Annotated in this window: 16 protein-coding genes and 1 pseudogene; 10 read left to right on the top strand and 7 right to left on the bottom strand. The window is 59.8% G+C overall.

Annotated features, from left to right (window positions below):
• Positions 1-4: 4 nt before the first annotated feature.
• From F8R15_RS19495 to F8R15_RS19470, 6 genes are all read right to left on the bottom strand, one after another.
• On the bottom strand, positions 5-1,390 hold the full coding sequence (locus F8R15_RS19495; protein WP_152845714.1) for a type II and III secretion system protein family protein: 1,386 nt from the start codon (positions 1,388-1,390) through the stop codon (positions 5-7).
• A 44-nt stretch (positions 1,391-1,434) separates the two neighbouring features.
• Complete coding sequence (locus tag F8R15_RS19490) at positions 1,435-2,607, bottom strand: HlyD family efflux transporter periplasmic adaptor subunit (RefSeq protein WP_152845713.1); 1,173 nt, start codon at positions 2,605-2,607, stop codon at positions 1,435-1,437.
• Positions 2,604-4,730 (bottom strand): type I secretion system permease/ATPase, encoded by a 2,127-nt coding sequence (locus F8R15_RS19485; protein WP_152845712.1) that lies wholly within the window; start codon positions 4,728-4,730, stop codon positions 2,604-2,606. Before F8R15_RS19485 ends, F8R15_RS19490 begins: the two co-directional genes overlap by 4 nt.
• Positions 4,731-4,773: 43 nt before the next feature.
• Positions 4,774-6,072: a TolC family protein gene (locus tag F8R15_RS19480; protein WP_152845711.1), complete on the bottom strand. Its 1,299-nt coding sequence runs from the start codon at positions 6,070-6,072 to the stop codon at positions 4,774-4,776.
• A complete protein-coding gene (locus F8R15_RS19475; protein WP_152845710.1) occupies positions 6,069-6,980 on the bottom strand; it encodes a hypothetical protein in 912 nt (303 codons plus the stop codon). Before F8R15_RS19475 ends, F8R15_RS19480 begins: the two co-directional genes overlap by 4 nt.
• Positions 6,981-7,191: 211 nt before the next feature.
• Positions 7,192-8,391 carry a hypothetical protein gene (locus tag F8R15_RS19470; RefSeq protein WP_152845709.1) on the bottom strand — a complete coding sequence of 400 codons (1,200 nt, stop codon included), beginning with the start codon at positions 8,389-8,391 and terminating at the stop codon, positions 7,192-7,194.
• A 120-nt stretch (positions 8,392-8,511) separates the two neighbouring features.
• Between F8R15_RS19470 and F8R15_RS19465 the strand changes: the two genes are divergently transcribed.
• From F8R15_RS19465 to F8R15_RS19425, 8 genes are all read left to right on the top strand, one after another.
• Positions 8,512-9,288, top strand: coding sequence for a hypothetical protein (locus F8R15_RS19465; protein ID WP_152845708.1), 777 nt, complete (start codon positions 8,512-8,514; stop codon positions 9,286-9,288).
• Between the two features lie 258 nt (positions 9,289-9,546).
• Positions 9,547-10,326 carry a tetratricopeptide repeat protein gene (locus tag F8R15_RS19460; protein WP_152845707.1) on the top strand — a complete coding sequence of 260 codons (780 nt, stop codon included), beginning with the start codon at positions 9,547-9,549 and terminating at the stop codon, positions 10,324-10,326.
• 357 nt (positions 10,327-10,683) lie between these two features.
• Complete coding sequence (locus F8R15_RS19450; protein ID WP_152845706.1) at positions 10,684-11,607, top strand: SAF domain-containing protein; 924 nt, start codon at positions 10,684-10,686, stop codon at positions 11,605-11,607.
• 1 nt (position 11,608) lies between these two features.
• Positions 11,609-12,916, top strand: coding sequence for a hypothetical protein (locus tag F8R15_RS19445; protein ID WP_152845705.1), 1,308 nt, complete (start codon positions 11,609-11,611; stop codon positions 12,914-12,916).
• On the top strand, positions 12,903-14,357 hold the full coding sequence (locus F8R15_RS19440; RefSeq protein ID WP_152845704.1) for a CpaF family protein: 1,455 nt from the start codon (positions 12,903-12,905) through the stop codon (positions 14,355-14,357). The genes F8R15_RS19445 and F8R15_RS19440 overlap by 14 nt, the downstream gene beginning before the upstream one ends.
• Positions 14,354-15,316: a type II secretion system F family protein gene (locus F8R15_RS19435; RefSeq protein WP_152845703.1), complete on the top strand. Its 963-nt coding sequence runs from the start codon at positions 14,354-14,356 to the stop codon at positions 15,314-15,316. Before F8R15_RS19440 ends, F8R15_RS19435 begins: the two co-directional genes overlap by 4 nt.
• Positions 15,316-16,176, top strand: coding sequence for a type II secretion system F family protein (locus F8R15_RS19430; protein WP_152845702.1), 861 nt, complete (start codon positions 15,316-15,318; stop codon positions 16,174-16,176). The genes F8R15_RS19435 and F8R15_RS19430 overlap by 1 nt, the downstream gene beginning before the upstream one ends.
• Before the next feature lie 12 nt (positions 16,177-16,188).
• Positions 16,189-18,627 carry a hybrid sensor histidine kinase/response regulator gene (locus tag F8R15_RS19425; protein WP_152845701.1) on the top strand — a complete coding sequence of 813 codons (2,439 nt, stop codon included), beginning with the start codon at positions 16,189-16,191 and terminating at the stop codon, positions 18,625-18,627.
• A 101-nt stretch (positions 18,628-18,728) separates the two neighbouring features.
• On the opposite strand, the pseudogene F8R15_RS19420 reads toward F8R15_RS19425, so the two are convergent.
• Positions 18,729-18,910 (bottom strand): annotated as a pseudogene (locus tag F8R15_RS19420) (IS3 family transposase); the annotation flags it as partial.
• A gap of 360 nt (positions 18,911-19,270) precedes the next feature.
• Between F8R15_RS19420 and F8R15_RS19415 the strand changes: the two are divergent.
• On the top strand, positions 19,271-19,456 hold the full coding sequence (locus F8R15_RS19415; protein ID WP_107817962.1) for a hypothetical protein: 186 nt from the start codon (positions 19,271-19,273) through the stop codon (positions 19,454-19,456).
• A partial coding sequence (locus F8R15_RS19410) for a recombinase family protein (protein ID WP_172976272.1) occupies positions 19,446-20,657 on the top strand: 1,212 nt, incomplete at its 3' end. The genes F8R15_RS19415 and F8R15_RS19410, both read left to right, overlap by 11 nt.

Below are 20,657 nucleotides of genomic sequence, written 5' to 3'. Positions count from 1 at the left end.
TCGTTCACCGGTTCATCAGGAAGGTGGCACCGCTGCGACCGTTCGCGCCGTTCAGCTTGACCAAGGGGCGTTCCATCTGACCCGTCGCCATCTGGGTGATGCCGTTGTCGACGGGACGCAACGTGTCGAGCGGCGTTGCGAGATTTTTTCGATCCGTCGGTCGTACGACATAGGGCGTCACGATTATGACCAATTCACTCTCACCTTTCTGGTAGGAAGAAGATCGGAACAACGCGCCGAGGATCGGGATCTTGCCCAGCCCGGGAAACTCGCTAAGGGTCTGCTGGCGGTTCGACCCGAACATCCCCGCGATGGCAAAGCTCTGGCCGCTGCCCAGTTCAACGGTGGTAGATGCCGAGCGCTCGGTAAAAGCTGGCGTATTCGCCGTCGAATTGCCCGCATCGATCTGACGCACGCGCGTGTCTAGTTGGATCTGTATCCGGTTCTGTTTGAAGACAGTGGGCGTGAAATTCAGCTCGACGCCGATATTTTCGAACGAAACACGTGTGTCATCTTGCGTCGCACCGATCCGGATCGGTACTCGGCCACCGGCAAGGAATGTCGCCTTTTCCCCCGAGCGCGCCGTGAGATTTGGCTCCGATAGGATCGACGCGAGCCCCGACTCAGCTAGAGCATTGAGAGAAAGATTAAGGTTCCCACCGTTGAGTTTAACAGAGAGAGAATAGCCATTCGTTGACGATCCTGGCGCACCGATCGAACGGCGTCCGGACTGGGCCGTACCACTCAACGAAATCCCGAGATCCTGCTGAACTTTGCGAGACACTTCGGCGATCGTGACCTGCAGGTTCACCTGCGACGGAGTGGTGAGCGTCAGATTATTTACGACGGTCGCGGCATCGCCGGCGAGCTTGCTGACAACGTCTTCCGCTCTCTTCGCATCTTCTTCGGTATCGACCGTTCCGTTCAGGAAAACGGCGCCGTCCACAGTTGAGAGATGCACCGTATCAGTCTTCAGAGCAGCGCTCACCGCGGCCTGAATCCGGTCGAGGTAGAGATCGACATGAACCGTGCCCTTAACCAACGGCTTGTCGTCCTGTCCCAAGACATAGAGGTTGGTCGTCCCCAGACTGTGCCCCACGATATAGATCGAGCGCGCCGATTGTAGATCGATATCCGCGACCGCTGGGTTGGACAGGAAGACGGATTTCGCTGGTTGCTGCAGACGAATAAACTTCGCCTCTCCCACCTTGAGCGACAGAGTGCTTCCCTTGCCATCCCAAGAATCTTGCGCCTGCGCCGCCGGCACAAAAAGCAGAAGCAAAAGGCATGCGGCGATCAAGACACCCCAGATGAGCCCCAATCGATCACCAGATGCCTGCAAGAACCTGAACTGGAAAAGCGGATGCATCTGGCGAAGGTTGTGGTTCATGATTTTCAGTAGCCGTCCTGTCGAAAGATAGGGGAAAACGTGTCTCAACGAAGCTGCGCCCTTAGAAGCGGTCGCATTAGGTAGCTGAATACCGACCGCTGCCCGCTCTTGATGTCGACCTGCGCGACCATGCCGGGTCGGATCGGATAGGTCTGGTCGCCACGTTCGAGGTAATTGCGGTCTGTCTTGACCATGACCTTGTAGTATTCCTGCTCGCCGGCCTGGGTCTGCTCCTGCACAGTATCCTCAGAAATCTGCGTCACCGTTCCCTTCAGATCACCGTAGACCGTGTAGTCGTAGGCCGTAATCTTGACACTCGCAGGCATACCCGGTGCAATGAAGGCCACGTCGCGCGGGCGCACCCGCGTCTCGATCAGCAACTGGTCGTCGATCGGGGTAACTTCCATGATCGCCTGCCCCGGCTGCACCACCCCACCGAGAGTCGTGATGTTGATGTTGTTCACGCGGCCTGCGACCGGGGAACGGATATCCGTTCGCTTGAACTGGTCTTCCTTCTGGATGATGCCCTCTTTTAGAGACGCGAGTTTCGCCTTGCGATCGGCAAGATCCTTGTAGGCGTCCTGAACGTAGCTGTTACGTGTCTCGGTTTCCTTGCCCACGAGCGTCGCCTTCTGCTGTTCGAGCTTGAGAAGGTCGATCTGGCTCACGGATTGGTCCTTGGTCAGGGGCTGCGTGATATCGATCTGTTTCTGTATCGTCGCCTCTTCATCCCGAATGGCCTTAAGCGATTGCTCGAGCTTCTCGCGCCGAGCCTTGAACAGCTTTTCTTCGGTTGCCTGGATCTCTGACATTTTCGCCGGGAACCCGACATCGGGCTTTTCCAGGACCTCCGCCTGCAGACGCGCGATCTCTGCCTCAAGAACCTCCATCTCGGATTTCGTCTGCAGGTAGTCCGAGCGCGCCTGCGTAGGATCCATTTTCACCAGGATCTGTCCCGGCTTCACCAAATCGCCCTCATGCACCATTAGCTTCGAGATGATCCCGCCTTCCAGTGACTGGATCGATTGCAACCGGCTGAGCGGCACCACACGACCATCCCCGCGTGTCACCTCATCGATCTGGGCAAAGCCAGCCCAGATCAGTGCTATGAGCACGCAGCCCGCCACTAGCCGGATCGTGTTGCGCGCGACTTTCAGGGTCTGCCGGCGATGCGTACCGTCGATGAAGCTCGGGTCGATTGCCCTGGAACTGCTCATTTCACTGCCTTCACCTGATTGGCTTGGCCGCGCGCCGCGATCTCGTAAATCTGGCCGAGCGTGCCGTCATGGGCGATCCTCCCGTCCTTGAGGATCACGGCGCGATCGACCAACGACAGCAGCTCCTTGCGATGCGTCGCGATGATCGTGGTGCGCCCTTTCAACCATGCCTGGAGATGCTCGATCACGTGACGCTCCGTGTTCTGATCAAAGGATGCGGTCGGCTCGTCCAGAAGCACGACGCGTGGATCCTGCAGAAGTACACGTGCCAGCCCGATTGCCTGACGTTGACCGCCCGAGACGTTAGAATTGCCATGGATCTGCAAATCCAGACCGCGCACGTGACGGCGAACGAACACGCCAAGCCCCACGGCATCGAGCGCCGAAAGCAGATCCTCGTCGCTGTGCAGACCGTGATCGAGGAGAAGGTTGTCACGCAGCGTTCCTTGGAAAAGAGCCACGCTCTGCGGCAGGTACCCGATCTGTCGACGCCGATCGATCGGATCGATCTGGCTCAGCGCGAGGTTATCAAGCAGAAGGCTTCCCGACTGGGGCTCGAGATATCCGGCGAGTACGCGCAGCAACGTCGACTTGCCCGCACCGTTGCCGCCAAGCAGCGCGATATGCTCCCCCGGCTCAACCGTCATCTTGCCCATATTGAGGACCGGTTGCGCCTCTGGATCGTGGCGGAACTGTAGATCGGCGAGACCGAAACCTCCCGAAATTTCGGAAGCACGGACGAAGCTGCGCTCCACAGGGCGCTCTGTCGGCATCTCCATAATCGCATCAAGCCCTTCAAGCGCCGCGCGCACGTTCTGCCAGCGCGCCAGAAGCCCGGCGACCTGTCCCATCGGTCGCAGTGCGCGCCCCGAAAGCAAGGTGCAAGCAATCAGAGCCCCGACGGTCATCGCCCCGCCACTGACCCGGTAAACGCCCACGATGACCACACCGGCATAAGCGAATTGCTGAACCGACGATACGAATTGCGAGATCAGCGTCGTCAGTTCCCTGTTGCGGATCGAAGAGGCCGCGATGGTTTCCGACAACTGCCCATAGGCGCGCTGCAAACGGGTCTCCGCGCGCGCGGCTTTGACCGTCTCGAGGTTCGAAACGGTCTCCAGAAGAAGTCCGTTCAGAGCGGAAGCCTCGCGCGCATTTTCACGTGACGCTTTCGCAAGGCGCTTTTGCAATGCGATGCCTGGCAAAACGATTGCAACAGCACCGAAAACCGTGACAAGCGCCACGGGACCGCCAATGAAGGCAATGATCGCAATAAAGATGAACACGAAGGGCAAATCGCTGACAGCGGCCACCGTCCCCGAGGTAAAGAACTCGCGCACCGTCGCAAATTCACGGACCTGGTTGGCGAAGACGCCTGTCGATTTCGGCTGATGGGACAGGCGCAGGTTGGTGACCTGCTCGAACAGCTTCGCCGAAAGCTGAAGATCCAGATCGCGACCGGAAACGTCGATCAGCTTCGCCCGCATGACCCGCAACGCCCATTCGAGACAGATTGCGAGACCGACACCGCTTGCGAGGATCCAAAGTGTATCGAACGCCCCACTCGGTACCACGCGGTCATAGACCTGCATCGAGAACAGCGAGGTGCCCACCGCCAACAGGTTCGCCACGAGAGCCGCGAGGATCACATCCCTATAGAGGATGGCATTGCCAAGGACCGGGCCAAGAATCCAGTGATGCTTGTCCTGTACCTTCTCACCCAGCCGGTCGGAAAGCACATCGACCGGCCGCGAGAAGAGGGCCGTCCCCGCATAGCGGTTTTCCAGCTCTGCGCGCGCGATTTCCAGCCGTCCTCCCCCACTCTCGGGGGCGATGACAATCGCCTGATCCGCTTCTAGTTCCTCAAGGACCAGCGTCTGGCCGCCCTCAAGAAACAGCAGCACCGGAAGCGAGGAAAGCGGAATCTCGTCGAGCGCCACGCGCGCGATGCGGCAACTCATGTTGACCCGACGCAACGCAACAGCAGCATCCGCTGCTTTGAGCCCTTGGCCAAGCTTGATGAGACCGTCGGTTAGACGTTTCGCATGCGCCTGTATCCCATTGAGGCGGCACAGCTCGACGAGACCGAGGACAAGCGGGTCTTGGCTTTGCGCTTTCGTCATTGTGTACCCCCCATCAATCCTAAAGTATGTACTTTATATTCTTTTATCTTTTGTTTGTGGCAATTATAAGGGAGCCAAGCATACCTATAGAGTGAGCTGCCTCGTATTCTGTCTGAAGCCTTTGATTGGAGGTATCGAGCTGGTCGATCTGTGCGTCGTAGAAGTCTCGCGCGGAGGTTAGCACCTCAACGAGCTTGCGCTTGCCGCCACTGAATTGCTTCTCATAACTCTGCCGCACCTTCTGCGCCTGCTGAAGCTGACGGGACTGGGCATCTTCGGTTTTTGCCAGCGAAGCGGCCTGCTGTACGTAGGTGCGCAGTTGGTTCTGCAACTTCCGCTCGACCGCGAGCTGGGAGGATTTCGCCGCGGTCAGATCCTGTTGTGCCGCCTGGGTAGCACGCCCACTCAGATCGCTGGCGTCAAAATCGAGCGAGGTGGTCAGACCAATTGATGCCGACCGGCTACGCCCATTATTGAGTTCCTGCAAACCTCGGGCCTTCAGCACGATCTTGGGCTTACGGGCTGCTTTGGCCTTCTTCACGTTTGCCCGTGCGATCGCGACATCCGCCTGCACCGAAAGGTAATCGGGAGCTTCGATAGTCGCGGTGATCATCTCTGCACTTGACTTGAAGCGATCGGTGACCCGCAGGTCAGGCGGTGTCCTGAGAGTCGTGACCGGATGTCCGATATAGAATTCGAGCTGCGCCAGCGCGGTCTGGCGATCAGCTTCGAGTTGAGCGATCTGGTCCTCCGCGCGGGCCACTTCCAGCCGGGCCCGAGCGATCTCGGAACTGTCCGCGACCCCCCCGGCAACCCTGCGATGCGAAACCCCCTCGATCCGTTTCGCGAAAGTCAGATAATCCTGCGTCTTCTGCAGCTTGCGATTGTCGATCGCAACGGCGATGAACAATTGCGACACGTCGAATGCGAGATCTTCCACTGAACGCTTGAGCTTGGTAACGGCCTTGACCCGCTCCTGTGAAGCACTCTCGATATTACTACGCGCATAGCCCCAGTCGAACAGTACCTGGCTAAGCGTCAGGGACACGGTCGGGATGTTCGCACCAGCGGAAGAGGTATCTCCCGCGAACTGAAAGGAAGGCTTAAGTGCATCCTTTGCCGTCTTGATGTCGGTCGTCTTGCGCGCCACCTTCTGACGCATCGATGCCACAGACGCATCCCGGTTCGTCGCGATCTGGAGCGCCTGCTGCAGCGACAGGGACTGTGCGTGAAGTGGTGGGGCCATGAACAGGAATACACCGAGTCCAGCCGCAATCAGTCCGGCACGGGCGCGCATCGTCGACGCGATCGAACTGTGGAAAACCGCGCTGCGCATATTCATGCACCAGTCGGGTCAAGAAGGTCCAGAAGGTAGGCGTCGCCGACCGAGCTGGCGGCGTTCATACCACCGCCCAGAAGATCAGTGCTTCCCGAGCTGTCAGCAAGCATCCCCCCTGACAGGTCCCCTCCTGAGGGAGCCAGCCCGAGAAAGTCTGCGACCGCAAGCACGGTCTCAGAAACCGGGCCCGAGCTGCCGGTCGCATCGGTGGAGCCGGTTCCATCTGTCGGGCTCGTACTGCCGCTCGGGTCCGTCGCATCGGTCGGCGTTGTCGGGGTACTGCTATCCGAGGCATGGTCACCACCGGCCGGGACCGTCGAATCTGCCTGGCCCGCCGTGTCTTTCGGATCCGTATGATTGCCCCCGGAGCCCCCGCCACTGTCGAAACCGCTGACAGCCGCGACCGCAATCGGCGCAGATGCGAGCCCGAAGATCATCTGATCGCTCGGAATACCGAAGCCGTCCCAACCGCCACCATCGGCATTATCCGCCAAGGACGTATCGGAACCGTCATCCGTCGCGCCACCCGTCGGAGCAGTCAAATCGCGATGTGAGGGATCCATCGCCCCCGGTGTCTCACTATCGACCGTCTTTTCGAGGGGAATCTCTCCGCTGTCGGGAATCTGCGGCTCGGGTGCCAGCATGCCCGACACTTCCGTGGGTCCATTGGGCGCAATGTCGAGGCGACTGTAACCCCCCTCTGGTCCCAAGACGAAAAAGTTCCGGACAGTGACTTCCTGACCATCCAGCAGAGTGATCTGCAGGTCGGAACCTGCTTTCTCGTAATAGGCGATTCCCGGGGCACTCTTCCCGAAATAGATATGTGATGGCGTTCTGAGCGAGACCTCATTTCCATATGTCCGTTGAGGGGTTTCGCTCTCATTGGACATAGTGAAGATTTCGACCGCCATCGGATAACCCTGCAGCTTTGAGACAAACGTTCGGAAGCGTTAGCACCGGTTTTGATGCATTTCAAACTAAAGTATTGCGACACAATGCGCGCAAGATACTTAAAGATGTTTGCATAGTGCTTTGGTGAAGCGCCGCGACTTCAGCGACAAACGTCGCGGAATTGAAGCCCTCCCGGCGACCAACATGAATCGCCGGGAAGGGAGTGCGTCGTTACGCCGTGGTACCGTCGGTCAAGTCGCCGAGCAGGCCATCTGTCAGATCGGTGACGGTGTTGAGCAGGCCCGTATCCGCGCCACCGAGAAGGCCACCGACCGTGTCGGTCACACCGCTGAGGACGTCGCCCGAACCGCTGTCGAGCATGCCGCCACCTAGGCCACTGACCGTGTCCGTGACACTGCTCAGTAGGCCAGAACCATCCGTGCCGCCAAGCAGGCCATCAACCGTATCAGTCACGCCAGCCAGAAGGTCCGAACCGCCAGCGCCGCCGAGAAGACCGCCGACCAGTTCACCGCCGCCAGCGCCGCCGAGCAGCCCGTCGACCGTGTCCGTGACGCCACTCAGCAGGCCAGAACCATCCGTGCCGCCAAGCAGGCCATCAACCGTATCAGTCACGCCACCCAGAAGGTCCGAACCGCCAGCGCCGCCGAGAAGACCGCCGACCAGATCACCGCCGCCAGAGCCGCCGAGCAGCCCGTCGACCGTGTCCGTGACGCCACTCAGCAGGCCAGAGCCATCCGTGCCGCCAAGCAGGCCATCAACCGTATCAGTCACGCCACCCAGAAGGTCCGAACCGCCAGCGCCGCCGAGAAGACCGCCGACCAGATCACCGCCGCCAGCGCCGCCGAGCAGCCCGTCGACCGTGTCCGTGACGTCACTCAGCAGGCCAGAGCCATCCGTGCCGCCAAGCAGGCCATCAACCGTATCAGTCACGCCACCCAGAAGGTCCGAACCGCCAGCGCCGCCGAGAAGACCGCCGACCGTGTCCGTGACGCCACTCAGCAGGCCAGAACCATCCGTGCCGCCAAGCAGACCATCAACCGTATCGGTCACGCCACTAAGCAGCCCGTCGCTTCCACCACCCGATGCTGCAGAGCCGCCCTGAACACCCTGCCCGGTTAGATCTCCGACCAAACCGTCGAAACCACTTACTGAGGCGAGGGCGCCATCATTGCCGAGCAAATCGCCGACAACGCCACCAGCCCCCGTCACGTCACCCAAGAGGCCGTTATCGCCGGTGATATCACCCAGCAAACCACCATCGCTTAGGATAGGATCGAGAATGCCATCGCTTGCAGTCGGGGTCGTCGTTCCGTCCCCAAGCAGGCCCACGCCGGTCAGATTTCCGAGTAGGCCATCCGACCCGGTAATGCTGGAAAGAGCGCCATCATTCCCTGCCACGCTCTGAAGCAAGCCGTCCGTCCCAGTAATGCCACCAAGAAGACCATTGTCGCCCACCAGTCCGGTGCCAGCGAGAATGCCTTCGCTGCCGAGCAGACCATTCGGACCGACTACCGGGTCGAGAAGCCCAAGTTGGCCATCGCCATCACCATCGCCGTCGCCATCGCCATCACCATCGCCGTCGCCGTCGCCGTCACCATCGCCGTCACCATCGCCGTCGCCGTCACCATCGCCGTCACCATCGCCGTCGCCGTCACCATCGCCGTCACCATCGCCGTCGCCGTCACCATCGCCGTCACCATCGCCGTCGCCGTCGCCGTCGCCGTCACCATCGCCGTCGCCGTCACCATCGCCGTCGCCGTCACCATCGCCGTCGCCGTCACCATCGCCGTCACCATCGCCATCGCCGTCACCATCGCCGTCGCCGTCACCATCGCCATCGCCGTCGCCGTCACCATCGCCGTCACCATCGCCGTCGCCGTCACCATCGCCGTCACCATCGCCGCTGGCGATGGCGGCCAGACCAAGAAGCCCGGCACCAGCTGCAGCGATGATACCCGGGTCCATTCCGGCACCAATACCGCCGATATCAACCGTATCGGTGTTGCCATCGATTTTCGCGAAGGTCCCGTCCGAGAAGAAGAGCCGGCTCACTTCGCCGTCGGGTCCTTTCACGAAGAAATCCTCAACAACGATTTGCTGATCGCCTTTCATAGTGACAACCAGATCCTGTCCGACGCGATCGAAGCGCTGCGCCTCATCGGAAGTCGCCGGAAGCAAAACGTCTTTAGGCGCATCGAGCGCGATCTTCGTGGTCTTCATAGTCATAGCGAATCTCCGTTGGTCCCCTGCTCGTCGGGCCGAAATTACCCAAACGAACACTCTAAGACTGTAACCTACATACTTTAGTCTGTATAAGCCACCACTAGAGCCACACAGTCAATCCCCAGAACGGAAACAACCTGTTTCTCATGTGGCTTTTTGACCATACGTAGGTATGTTAATTGAGGTGCCCACCTCATTTCGTCGCCAGATTCGCCTCGGAAAGTGCCGAAAGTTTGCGGTGACATTCGGAAAGAAAAATAAATATGCTTTGGGCTGGGGCATGAGACCTCCGCACTTCGACAGGATGCGGAGTGCCGGATTTGATGGCGGGAAGGTAAGACTATGGTTCGAGCAGGGCAGGCTCTTGTAATCGCCGCACTTCTAAGTGGCTGCGCAGACACGAACTGGTTGCCGAAGCCCCCGCAGGCCTCCTCGAGCGAAGCTGTGCAGGTTGCGAGGGCCGCGTATGAGGGTGGGGATTACAGCCAGGCGGCAACTCTCTTTGAACGGGCGTCGCAGAAGGACCTGAAATCGGTTCCCGCGCTCCTCGGTCTGGGCAAAAGCTATATCGCACTTGGCCAGCATGTGCGCGCGGAGAACGCGCTCGACCGGGCTCGCGACCTCGCGCCCCGCAATACCGAAGTCCTGACAGAACTGGGCTTTCTGGCCCTCAGCCAGAAACAACCCCGCCGGGCCATCACATTCTACGATGCAGCCCTAACGCATGACGCGCACAACCTGTCGGCATTAACTGGCAAGGCAGTCTCGCTCGACTTTCTGTCTCGCTACGCGGAGGCTCAGGAAGTCTATCAACAAGCGCTTAAATGGTATCCTACCAACTTTGCACTGCTGAGCAATTACGGGTTGTCGCAAGTGTTGTCGGGCAAGATCGGCGAGGGCATCCGGGTGCTCGAGGAATTGGTGCACGACCCAGTCAAGGGCAATGCGGTGCGTCAAAACATGGCACTCGCCTACGTTCTCGACGGCCGAGACGCGGATGCGCGTGCAATCCTGGCCGGATCGATGTCCGACGCTGACGTCGCATCCAAGATCGCTTACTATCGAAAAGTGCGCGTCGACTATAATGCAGGCAAGCCGATCGGGTATCTGGTGTTCAATTGACACCGGCGCCGCGCCCAAACATTGCGACATATACCAAAGTATGTAATATGATCCCAAAAGCCACCAGAGGATCACATGCGCAGGTTTTATCGCTTTCTGAAGCATCAGGATGGGGCGGTCACGATTGAATGGGTCGTGCTGACAGCCTCTGTCGTCGCGCTAGCGGTGTCCGTCGGCTCTTATCTCGACGGAACGATCTTCACTGAACTTAAAGGTATTCTATTGGACGCAGTATCAAACGGAACACAAGCAACCAATTAGTTTGTACTTCCAATTCATATGATCGAAAGTCTATGCTTCACTGACTAAGGTTTGGGAGGCTTGTTCTATGAACGCCAAAGGTGGGGGGCTCGTTCTATGAACGTCAAAGTCATTCTGCTTGTCGCTGTGGGAATGGTGCTGATTGTCGGATCAGCAACAGCAACTCTGGTTGGCATCCAGCATGCCAACGAGCGTGTTGCAGAAGTTCAACGTCGCCTCGACGCATATGGCGACCGCATCCCCGTCCCGGTGCCTGCTCACGAGATCGCTCAGGGCGAGGCCGTCAGCGCTTCCGACTTCAAGACGGTAGAAATCCCCAAATCTCTCCTCCCCGAAGGCATTCTGGATTACTTGCCCAAATTGCCTAAGACCAAAACGGCTTCGTATATCGCATTGAGTGACCTTCAGATCGGCCGAGTCATGCTGCCAATCGACCTTGTCGTCCGGGATGATGCAGGGAGCGCGCCTGGGGAGCTTAGTATTCCTGGGAACAATCTGGCCGTCATAGTGCCCCAAAACCTTTCCGAGATGAGGGACACACTGAAGGAGGGTGGACGTGTCGATCTGTTCTGGCAGCACGATATTGGCGGCGGAACGATCGAGACGCGGCTTTTGGCAGAGAACATCCATGTCGTTTCTTTCCTGCGTTCCGAGGGAGAGCCTCCCCAATGGAACAAGGTGCCCGCTGCCAAGGCGATGGCTGTGATGGTGGAAGCGCCCGCCAAGGTCGTCGCGCGTCTTCTGCACGCTAAAACCAGTGGAAAGCTCTGGATCGCATCCGCTCAGGGCATTAGCCGTGCGCGCAACGGGGAAATCGTCGTAGACAACTCCCAGCTTCGGGATCTGCCGCTCGCTGTGCGCAAAGGCACTGCGGCACCGACCACTGAACCCGTCACGGCCCCACAGCGGCTGGCAAATACGTTAGAGAGCCAGATGAACTCGTCCCAGAACGAAAAGCTCTGTTCGCTCTCCGTCGTGCGGCAAGCCACGCGCTCAGTCATCCAGGTTCCTTGTGAGTGAAATGTCGATACCCAAGGACGACTTGAAACTTTGCACCATATCGGACGGCTCGGAGGCCGTTCTGTTGCTGGCATCGCTGATCGCGCGGCTCGAGGGTGTCATATCCCGCACAGATCTCAGCTTCCTCGAAGCGCCGGATAAGTTGCGTGCCTCGGAAGCGGATGCCTTCGATCTACTCGTCATTGCGCCCTCGAACCTACAGCGCTCGCCCGATACATTACGAGAAATACTGAAGCGCGCCTCCGGTATGAATGCAGAGCTTTTCCTGCTTTTACCCGAAGGTGCTCCACCGCCTGCGAAATTACCCGAGACTGTGAGGCTGCTGTCGGGACCGCCCTTTCCGACCGGCGGGCTAAAAGCGTTGATCGACGCCACATCGCCACATAAAGAGCCAGATGGTCACGACACGAAGCCTCTCTCAGGCCGCCGTTTCCCGCTTCTGCGCAGACGAACTCCGCCCCACTCCGATGCCTTTCCGGCAGCCGATCCGCTTTGCGCGTCCGGCCCTGTAGAGACACTGATTGTTCAAGGAACCTGCGGCGGCGCCGGAGGAACCACCCTTGCCGTCAATCTCGCATCAGAGATCGCGACAACTAAATCTGATCGGGATGGCGCGCCTGCCGTCTGCCTGATCGACCTCAACATGCAGTTCGGGTGCGTTTCGACCTATCTTGGCTTGCAGGAAACTAGGCGCGTCTCGGACGCTTATCGCAAGCTCCGGCAGCTGGACGCCGATGCCTTCCTCACCTCGTCGCAAGGGGTAGATCCCGGCCTCCTCGTCTTTACCGCGCCGCCCGATCTCGTGCCAATGGACATCTTGGGCGGCAAACCCTTCGAGCAGCTGCTCGATTGCGCCCGTGCCGTCGCGCCGCTCGTCATCATCGACATGCCGCCCATTGTCACGCAATGGAGCGAACAAGCTTTCAGAACTGCGGACCTGATCCTCAGCGTGAATCTTCTGGAGATACGCGCCGCACGGAATGCCCGGCGCCTCACGTCGATCATAAACAAAATCGGCACACCGCCCGAACGGATCAAGCACCTACTCAATCGCTCCGAAAAGGTGACCGCACGAGACACGAAGCTGCGGATCGAAAATTTCGAAGCCGGAATCGGCGCGCCCTTCGAAACGTTGTTGCCCGATGGCGGGAATGAGATCAGGGCAGCTAGCGACCTCGGCAAGGTTTTATCAGCCGCGTGTCCGTCCAATCCATTGACCAAATCGATCCGCCAATTGGCACAGCGCATCCCGGTTCGCCCCTCAAAAGGTAAAACGGAATTGCATGAGGTGAACGATGTCGATCTTTGATGACTTCAACGAAGACGCCCCTGGAGACAAAGTCGTCCGGCTCGCAGATACCCGCACTTCGTCCCGGCATGGCACACCGCCAGACAGCCAAACAGAGCAAATCGCAGGCGCCGCGCTACCACGCCCCAGCGCGTCAGATATCGCCCGCGAGCCGGGCTCCGGACAGGAGCGGCGCCGCAAATTGGTAGAGTTACGTCAAGCCGCGCATTCGGAGCTTCTAGACACGTTCAACCTTTCGGCGCTCATGCAATTCTCCGAGGATGAGATCAAGTCCGAGATCGGAAACGTCCTCCACGGCCTCCTCCCAAAAACCGCCGTCGCGCTGAGCCGGTCGGAACGCGATCAACTGATAACCGAGTTGTACTACGAGGTGATGGGGCTCGGGCCGCTTGAGGTTCTGCTCAAAGATGACACCGTGTCCGACATCCTGATCAACGGCCCTGAGCAAGTCATGGTCGAACGTTTCGGCATCATTGAAGAGACGGATGTCCAATTCCAGAGCGAAAGTCACCTGCGTCGGATCGTACAGAAGATTCTCGCCGGTACTGGGCGACGACTCGACGAGTCGGTGCCCTATGTCGATGCCCGCCTGCCCGAAGGTTCGCGCCTGAACGCGGTGATTTCACCGATCGCGCTGGACGGCACGCTGGTCTCGATCCGAAAGCGTCGGCGCGAACAGCTCAGCCTCGAACGGATAGAGTTCAACGGCACGCTCGACGCGCGCATGGCAGCCTATCTGCGCGCAGCAGTCGCCAGCCGCCTCAACATCGTCGTCTCCGGCGGCACCGGCTCCGGTAAATCGACGATGCTCAATGCGCTCTCGGCCTTCATTGGCAAACGCGAGCGCATCCTGACGATTGAGGATACTGCCGAGCTCGACCTGCAGCTGAAACATGTCGGCCGGATGGAAAGTCGCCCCCCGAACGTCGAGGGAAAAGGCGCGGTCACGCAACGCGACTGCCTGCGCAACGCCTTGAGAATGCGCCCCGACAGAATCATCGTCGGCGAAACGCGCGGGGAAGAGGTCATCGACATGCTGCAAGCGATGAACACAGGCCACAATGGCTCAATGACGACGATTCACGCGAACTCCGCGCGCGACGCGACGCTGCGCATAGAGAACATGATCGCCATGGCGGGGATCGAGATTCCACTCGCGGCCCTTCGACGTCAGATCGCCAGCGCAATGCACGTCATCATACACGTCGAGCGGTTACAGGACGGAGCACGCAAGGTTATGTCGATTCAGGAGGTGATCGGGTGTGAAGGCGACGTCCTGACGATGCAGGAACTGTTCTATTTCAACCAAGAGGACATCACGCCGGAGGGACGCGTGGAGGGCTGTTTCGTCAGCGTCGGCGTCCCTTCATTCTTCGTCGAACATTTCCGGCGCTGGAACGTGGGACTGCCAGACGCTATCTTCAGCGAGGCTGGAGCATGACCCCTGCGCTCGGCCTGAGTGTGATCATGGCATTGGGCGGCGCGAGCTTACTGGCCGCCGGCCTCGTGTGGTTTGTCGACGAGATTGCGCGGCATCGACAACGGCTTGCCGATCGCTACGCGGGCAGGCAGCCGAACGCAGATACGATATCCACGATAGTCGAGGCACCGCGGGAGCTTCTACGCAGTTCGGAACGCGAGGGGCCGATCTGGCAATTTATCGGGCTCTCACCAATGGCATTCGCTGCCTTTCGGGCAGATCAACCCCGCTTCCTTTGGCCCGCCATCGCCGGCCTCGTCGCCGCGGTCTCACTACTGCTGATGCGACTACTCGGGGCATCGCTGTTCTGGGCCTTACCTTTGATGATCGCGCTTTACGCATCCGGGATCTTCCTCGCGGCACGTATGCACGGACGCCAACGCCTCATCAAGATCGAGGAGCGCTTGCCCGAAGCGCTCGATATCATCGCGCGCTGCCTGCGAATCGGGATGCCGATCAACGCCTCGCTCCGGGTCGTGGCGCAGGATCTAACCGGGATCATCGCGCAGGAATTCACGGTGACCGCAGACCAGATAAGCTATGGCAAGGACATGGTCGGGGCGCTGCGCGAGATGGCCACTCGCACAAACAGCACCTCCCTGCGTTTCCTTGCAGCCGCTGTCGCGATCCAGAGCGAGACAGGCGGGAACCTCGTTGAGGTGGTTGAACGGATCGCCAATCTTGCGCGGGCGCGTATTCAGCTGCAACGCAAGATTCGTGCTATGACTGCCGAGGCGATCTGGTCGGGGCGGTTCCTTTCCGCCTTCCCCGTCGTCGCGAGCTTCCTCATCGCGGTGATCAATCCGTCCTACTTCGACAACCTCTATGACAAGCCGTACCTGATCCCTCTCGTTCTGCTGATCGGGGCGCTTCTGCTCGCGAATATCGTCTTCATGCACCGCCTCGTGAGGTTCGACTGATGCCCGAGCCATGGCTTCTGATTGCTGGCATCGTGGTGGGCGGCAGCTTCCTTCTTTTCGCCAGTGCGCTGCTTCTCTCGGCCCGACTTTCGGAGGAACACGCTCTCGATCCAGCAGAGCTTCACTCCGACCGACTGCTCGCCACCCTGCCGGCGGAACAAGGCCGCACATTGCAGCGCGATCTTGCGAGGGCAGGCTTCGTTCACCCTTCGACACCGACGATCTTCGGCGTCCTGAAATTCGTAACCGGGGGTGCCTCTGCGATCGCTGGCTTCATGTTCCTCTCGATGATTCCGGCACTGTCGGACATCCCGATCATGACGCGGCTCGGTTTCATTGGCTTCACCTTCAGCCTTGGCTACCTGCTTCCGATGCGCGCGCTGAGCAAACGCGTTGCCGCCTATCGTGTGCGCATTGAACGGGCCGTGCCCGATGCGCTGGACTTGATGCAGATCTGCGTCGATGCAGGGCAATCGCTCGACTTGGCCTTGCTGCGTGTCGCACGTGAGCTGGGGGCAGTGCATCCCGAACTCGCGGCGCATTTCGCCTGGGCGAGCGAGGCGGTGGCGGCAGGGCTCGATCGCGAAGCTGCCTTCACGAAGATCGCGGACGAGACCGGTAACGACGATCTGCGATTGCTCGCAATGACACTCGTCCAGGCAACAAAGCTTGGCACACCGATTTCGCGCACGCTGCGCGTCTTCGGAAATGACCTTCGCGATCACCGCCTGCGGAAGGTTGAGGAGAAGGCAAACGTGCTGCCCACGAAAATGACCTTGGGCACGATGCTCTTTACCGTACCGCCGCTTCTGATCCTGCTGCTTACGCCAGCGATCGTCCGTCTTTCCGATATGCTCTGACTGGAGGCACCATTGTCTGAGATAACTGCATTCTGGAAAGGGTCACAATCCCACGGACGCAGTCGCCGCCGTGCAGAGCGGGGAGGCCTCGATCTCATCTGCACCGCGATCATCGGCTTTGCACTCCTTGGCTTCATCGATCCTGCCCTGTGGCGCGACATGCCCGAGGCGCCCTATATGTTGGGCTTGGTCCTCGCGCTCGCTGCGTTCGGCTTGAGCCGACGAGGAAGCGCCTATCTGCAAGCCGTATTGATCGCGCTCGCTCTCGGGCTGGGATTGGTATTGCTCGAGATCACACGCCTCGGCGCGGAACCGGTTTCAGTACTCTTGCTGTATCTCGCGGGGATCGTGACCGGCTGGCTCGTGATCGGGAGCGAGCGGTATCTTCCCGCGCTTGGCCGTATCGGAGACAGGTCTGCCCTGCTCGGGTTCACGGCGCGCTGGCAGTTTCTCGTTGCAATGACCCTGGCCGTGCGGTTTTCCCTATTCGCGATGGGGCGTAGTCAGGCCAGTGCAATCGACCTGCTGCACGCCGAGTTGGGCGCGCTCGCGGCCCTGACGCTGCTTCATTTCGCGCGAATTGCACAGGACCGCGAACGCAAGCGCCGTTCGGATAATATGCCGCCTGGAATCTTTCTCGGTCTCTGCGCGGCCGGCGTGCAGCTGCTGGAGCTCGTCGGCCTCCTAGCGGCGGATTGGACCTTCGCGATATCAACCGTCGTGATCGTCAGCCTCATGCCCGCAATGATCGTTGGCGGCGCCCTGCGCAGTGCACCACTTATCGCAGCATTGCTCGCCACACAGATCGGCATGATCTTCATGAGCGCGGCCCAAGCAGTCACTCTCTGGCCCGACGAAGCGTTCAATGCCGGCGCCCTCATCATCCTGTTCACGCTGGTCAGTCTCGCCGCACGACTCGGTGAATGGTCCTTTTCGAACGAGGACCTGACAGGGCTGAGCGCACGGTTTCAGAATCAGGCCGAAAGCTGGCTCGTACGCCTAGACTTCGATAACAAGACCGCCTCGCTCCCTTTGGCAGATATGTCGCAAGCGCATGAGATTTCCTTCGCAAACTTTTTTCATGCCTCTCACCCGGCGAAACTACTCGCTTTCATGAGCCAGATGGAAACTCGCTCGTTGCGAGAGCACACCGAACCGCTCGAGCTCGCTTTCGAATTGCGGGTCACGCTGGACGATACAGGGCCGCGCCCGGTCACCGCGCATGTGATGTCTCTGGAAGCCGATCACGCCTGGCTCGCTTTACGGGCGCTGCGCGACGATGAGGATCTTGCCTTGCGTCTCGAAAATGCGGAATCCCGCATGGCCGCAATGCGCATCCGCGAGGAGCGTCTTCTCTCCATTGCTTCGCATGAAATGCGCACTCCGGTGACAATCATCGCCATGCTTGCCGAAGAGCTCAAATCCGGAGCGAACTGGAAGGAAGTCGAGTTCAGCTTCGAGACGAGCCTTGAACGGCTCACCCGGATCCTGGACGACCTGCGCATGACAAACGAGGACACCGCCCGGCCCGACACGTTTACTCTGGGCGAGATTGGAAAGCAGCTGCTTGACGTCTTCGGGGCCGCCGCCACGGCACGCGGCATAGAATTGCGTCTGGCTCTGTCACAACATGCCGAAACGCTTCTGCGCGGAGACCCCGCGCGAATCCGGATCGGGGTTTCTAAAGTCGTTCACAACGCGATCGTACATTCAAAGGGTACGGAAGTCGTGATTGGGGCCCTGCTGACTTCCGAAAACGAAGAGGCTGGAGAGATCACATGGATCATCAAGGATGACGGCTGCGGCGTGCCTCCAGGGATCCGAGAGGCGCTTTTTACCCCCTTTACCGGCAAGGAGAGCGCGGGTTTGGGCACGGTGGAAGGTGTCGGAATCGGTCTCTATACAGCCCGCAAAGCGATCCACCTGCTCGGCGGTGACATTCGCCTCGAAGGATCGAGCGCGGAGGACGGCACCGAGTTCGTTATCACTCATCCAGTTCGGATTACGGCAGAGTTGAACGAGAACGGCAGAGATAAAATGACACAGGAAAATACAACCATCGATCACCCCGACAGCACGGCGTTGTTAATTGAAGACAACGTTCTCGTGGGGGAGCTCACGACGAATAGGCTGCGCCGTATCTTTGGGAAGGTTCTATGGGCCGAAACCGGCATGACAGGGCTAGAGCTGTTTCGCGAGAATACGCCCGACATGGTATTTGTGGATCAGTTGCTACCCGGCCTGCAAGGCAACGAGTTGATCCGGCAGATCCGGAAGATCGACTCCGAGGTACCGATCGTCGGCGTGACCGCATCGACCATGGGTTCGGAATGCGAAGTCCTGGAGGAGGCAGGCGCCAATATAGCCGTCGAAAAGCCGCTTAGCTTCGCCCAGATCCAACTCATGGTCGCGGATTTCCTAGGTCACAAAGAACTTGGCTCAAACAAGTGACAGAGCGAATGATGTAGGCCTCCGAATGCTGATGAGCCGCCCTTATTTTGCGCCAATCGCGAACACGCTATGCGAACCGGCCTTGACCTGCCATGGGTATTTCATCCAGCCACGACCGGAGCCCGGTTGGTGTTTGCGCCGATCGGCGCAGGTTGAGCAATCGCCCGACGCGCGGAGTTATCATCTCGCGTGAGCCGAGACGGGCGATTGCGGTGGTCAGTGCCCGCGCGTAGTCAGCCGGGGTCTCGTGGTCCAAGGCCGAATGCGGATGCTCGTTGTTGTACAACTGAATGCCAGAACACCCACGTTACCGACCGGCGCGAGGTTCTTTATCCATGGCATCCTTGGTTCGGCAGATCGGTCTATGTCCATTCTGTGATCGACAAGCCCGGCGATGCAGTGTTTCGGTGCAATCTCACCGGCCGCCGGTCGGACCGGCTTCTGGAAGTTCCCATATGGATGTTTGACCGGGCAGCATGTGCTTCCTGCCGCCGTTCTGGTTCTGCGCATGTAGGCCTTGAGGCTCTCAGGGCTCTCGCGGGGCTGGTTTCCGATGCCGCTTGTATTCCGCTCAATAAATCCCGCTCCCGATCACGCGATGACGCAGCATCGGACTCTGAACACGAGATTCGGAGGTTGGCCCATGCCGCGCAAAATGACGACGACGCAACTCGAGCTGTTCCCGGACACCCAGTCCGCGCCCGTGACACAGACACCGCCTTGGCAAAGCCTTCCCGGCGACACGCAGCAAACGCTGACACGGTTGATGGCACGCCTGATTGCAGAGCACGCCGGCGCGGCGGACAGGGGGAGCGATCATGAAGCATGAGAAGATTGGTCCGCAGCATTTGGAACGCAAGGCGATCCTTTACGTCCGCCAGTCATCAGCCCACCAAGTCCTGCACAACCGGGAAAGCAGCGCTCTGCAATATGCCATGCGGGGGCGGCTTTCGGATTTGGGCTGGAGCCGGATTGATACCGTGGATGACGACCTCGGCCGTTCTGCAGCCGGCGGTGTCGCACGGGAAGGCTTTGACCGGATGATCGCCGATGTTTGTCTCGGCAAAGTCGGCGCCGTCGCGGCGCGTGAAGTATCCCGCTTTGCGCGCAACAGCCGGGACTGGCAGCATCTCATCGAGATGTGCCGTGTCGTCGACACTGTGCTGATCGATCAGGAAACGGTTTATGCGCCACGCGATGGCAATGACCGGCTGCTTTTGGGCCTGAAGGGCAGCCTGAACGAATACGAGCTCGACCTGCTCAGGCAACGGTCCCTTGCCGCCCGCCAGGAGAAGGCGCGGCGCGGCGAACTTGTCGTCGCCGCCCCTGTCGGCTTCGTAAAGGCCGGGGACCGGCTTGAGAAAGACCCGGACCGCCGCGTGCAGGAAGCCATATCCCTGGTTTTCGACAAGGTTGCCGAGTTGGGGAGCGCACGGCAGGCCCTCCTGTGGTTCCTCGAACATGGCCTTGAATTGCCCAGCTTGCGCAAACAGGGTGAGGTGGTCTGGCGCCGCCCGACCTATGCCACCATCCACCGCATGATCGTCAATCCGGCCTATGGCGGGGCTTATGCCTATGGCAAAACCCAGGCATCGCCAGGGTTCGGGACATCGGCCGTTCGCAGGAAAGACCGCGAGGAATGGCTTGCATTGAAGCCGGGCGCGCATGAAGGCTATGTGAGTTGGGAACGGGCAGAGGCGATCCGTAAAATGGTCAGCAACAACGTCCCTCAGAGCCGGCATCATGGTGCAGCCAAACACGGCTCTGCCCTTCTTGCCGGGCTACTGCGCTGCCGGCGCTGCGGCCGCAAGCCGACGGTTCGCTACACCGGCAAGAAGCACGACATCCCGCGTTACTCCTGCTGGCGCGGCCTCCTGGACAACGGCGAAGCGCGCTGCATCTCCTTCGGTGGCTTGCGGGTCGACGATGCCATTGAACACGCGCTCCTGCAGGTGGTCAGTCCCGGTGCCATCGCCGCCGCAGAGGCGGCCGCCAGGCAAGCAGTGAGCCAGCGGGACCAGGTCCGCGGC

The organism is Thioclava sp. JE_KL1, from assembly GCF_009296265.1.
Taxonomy (GTDB): Bacteria; Pseudomonadota; Alphaproteobacteria; order Rhodobacterales; family Rhodobacteraceae; genus Thioclava.
This window is presented reverse-complemented; position numbering and strand designations above follow the sequence as displayed.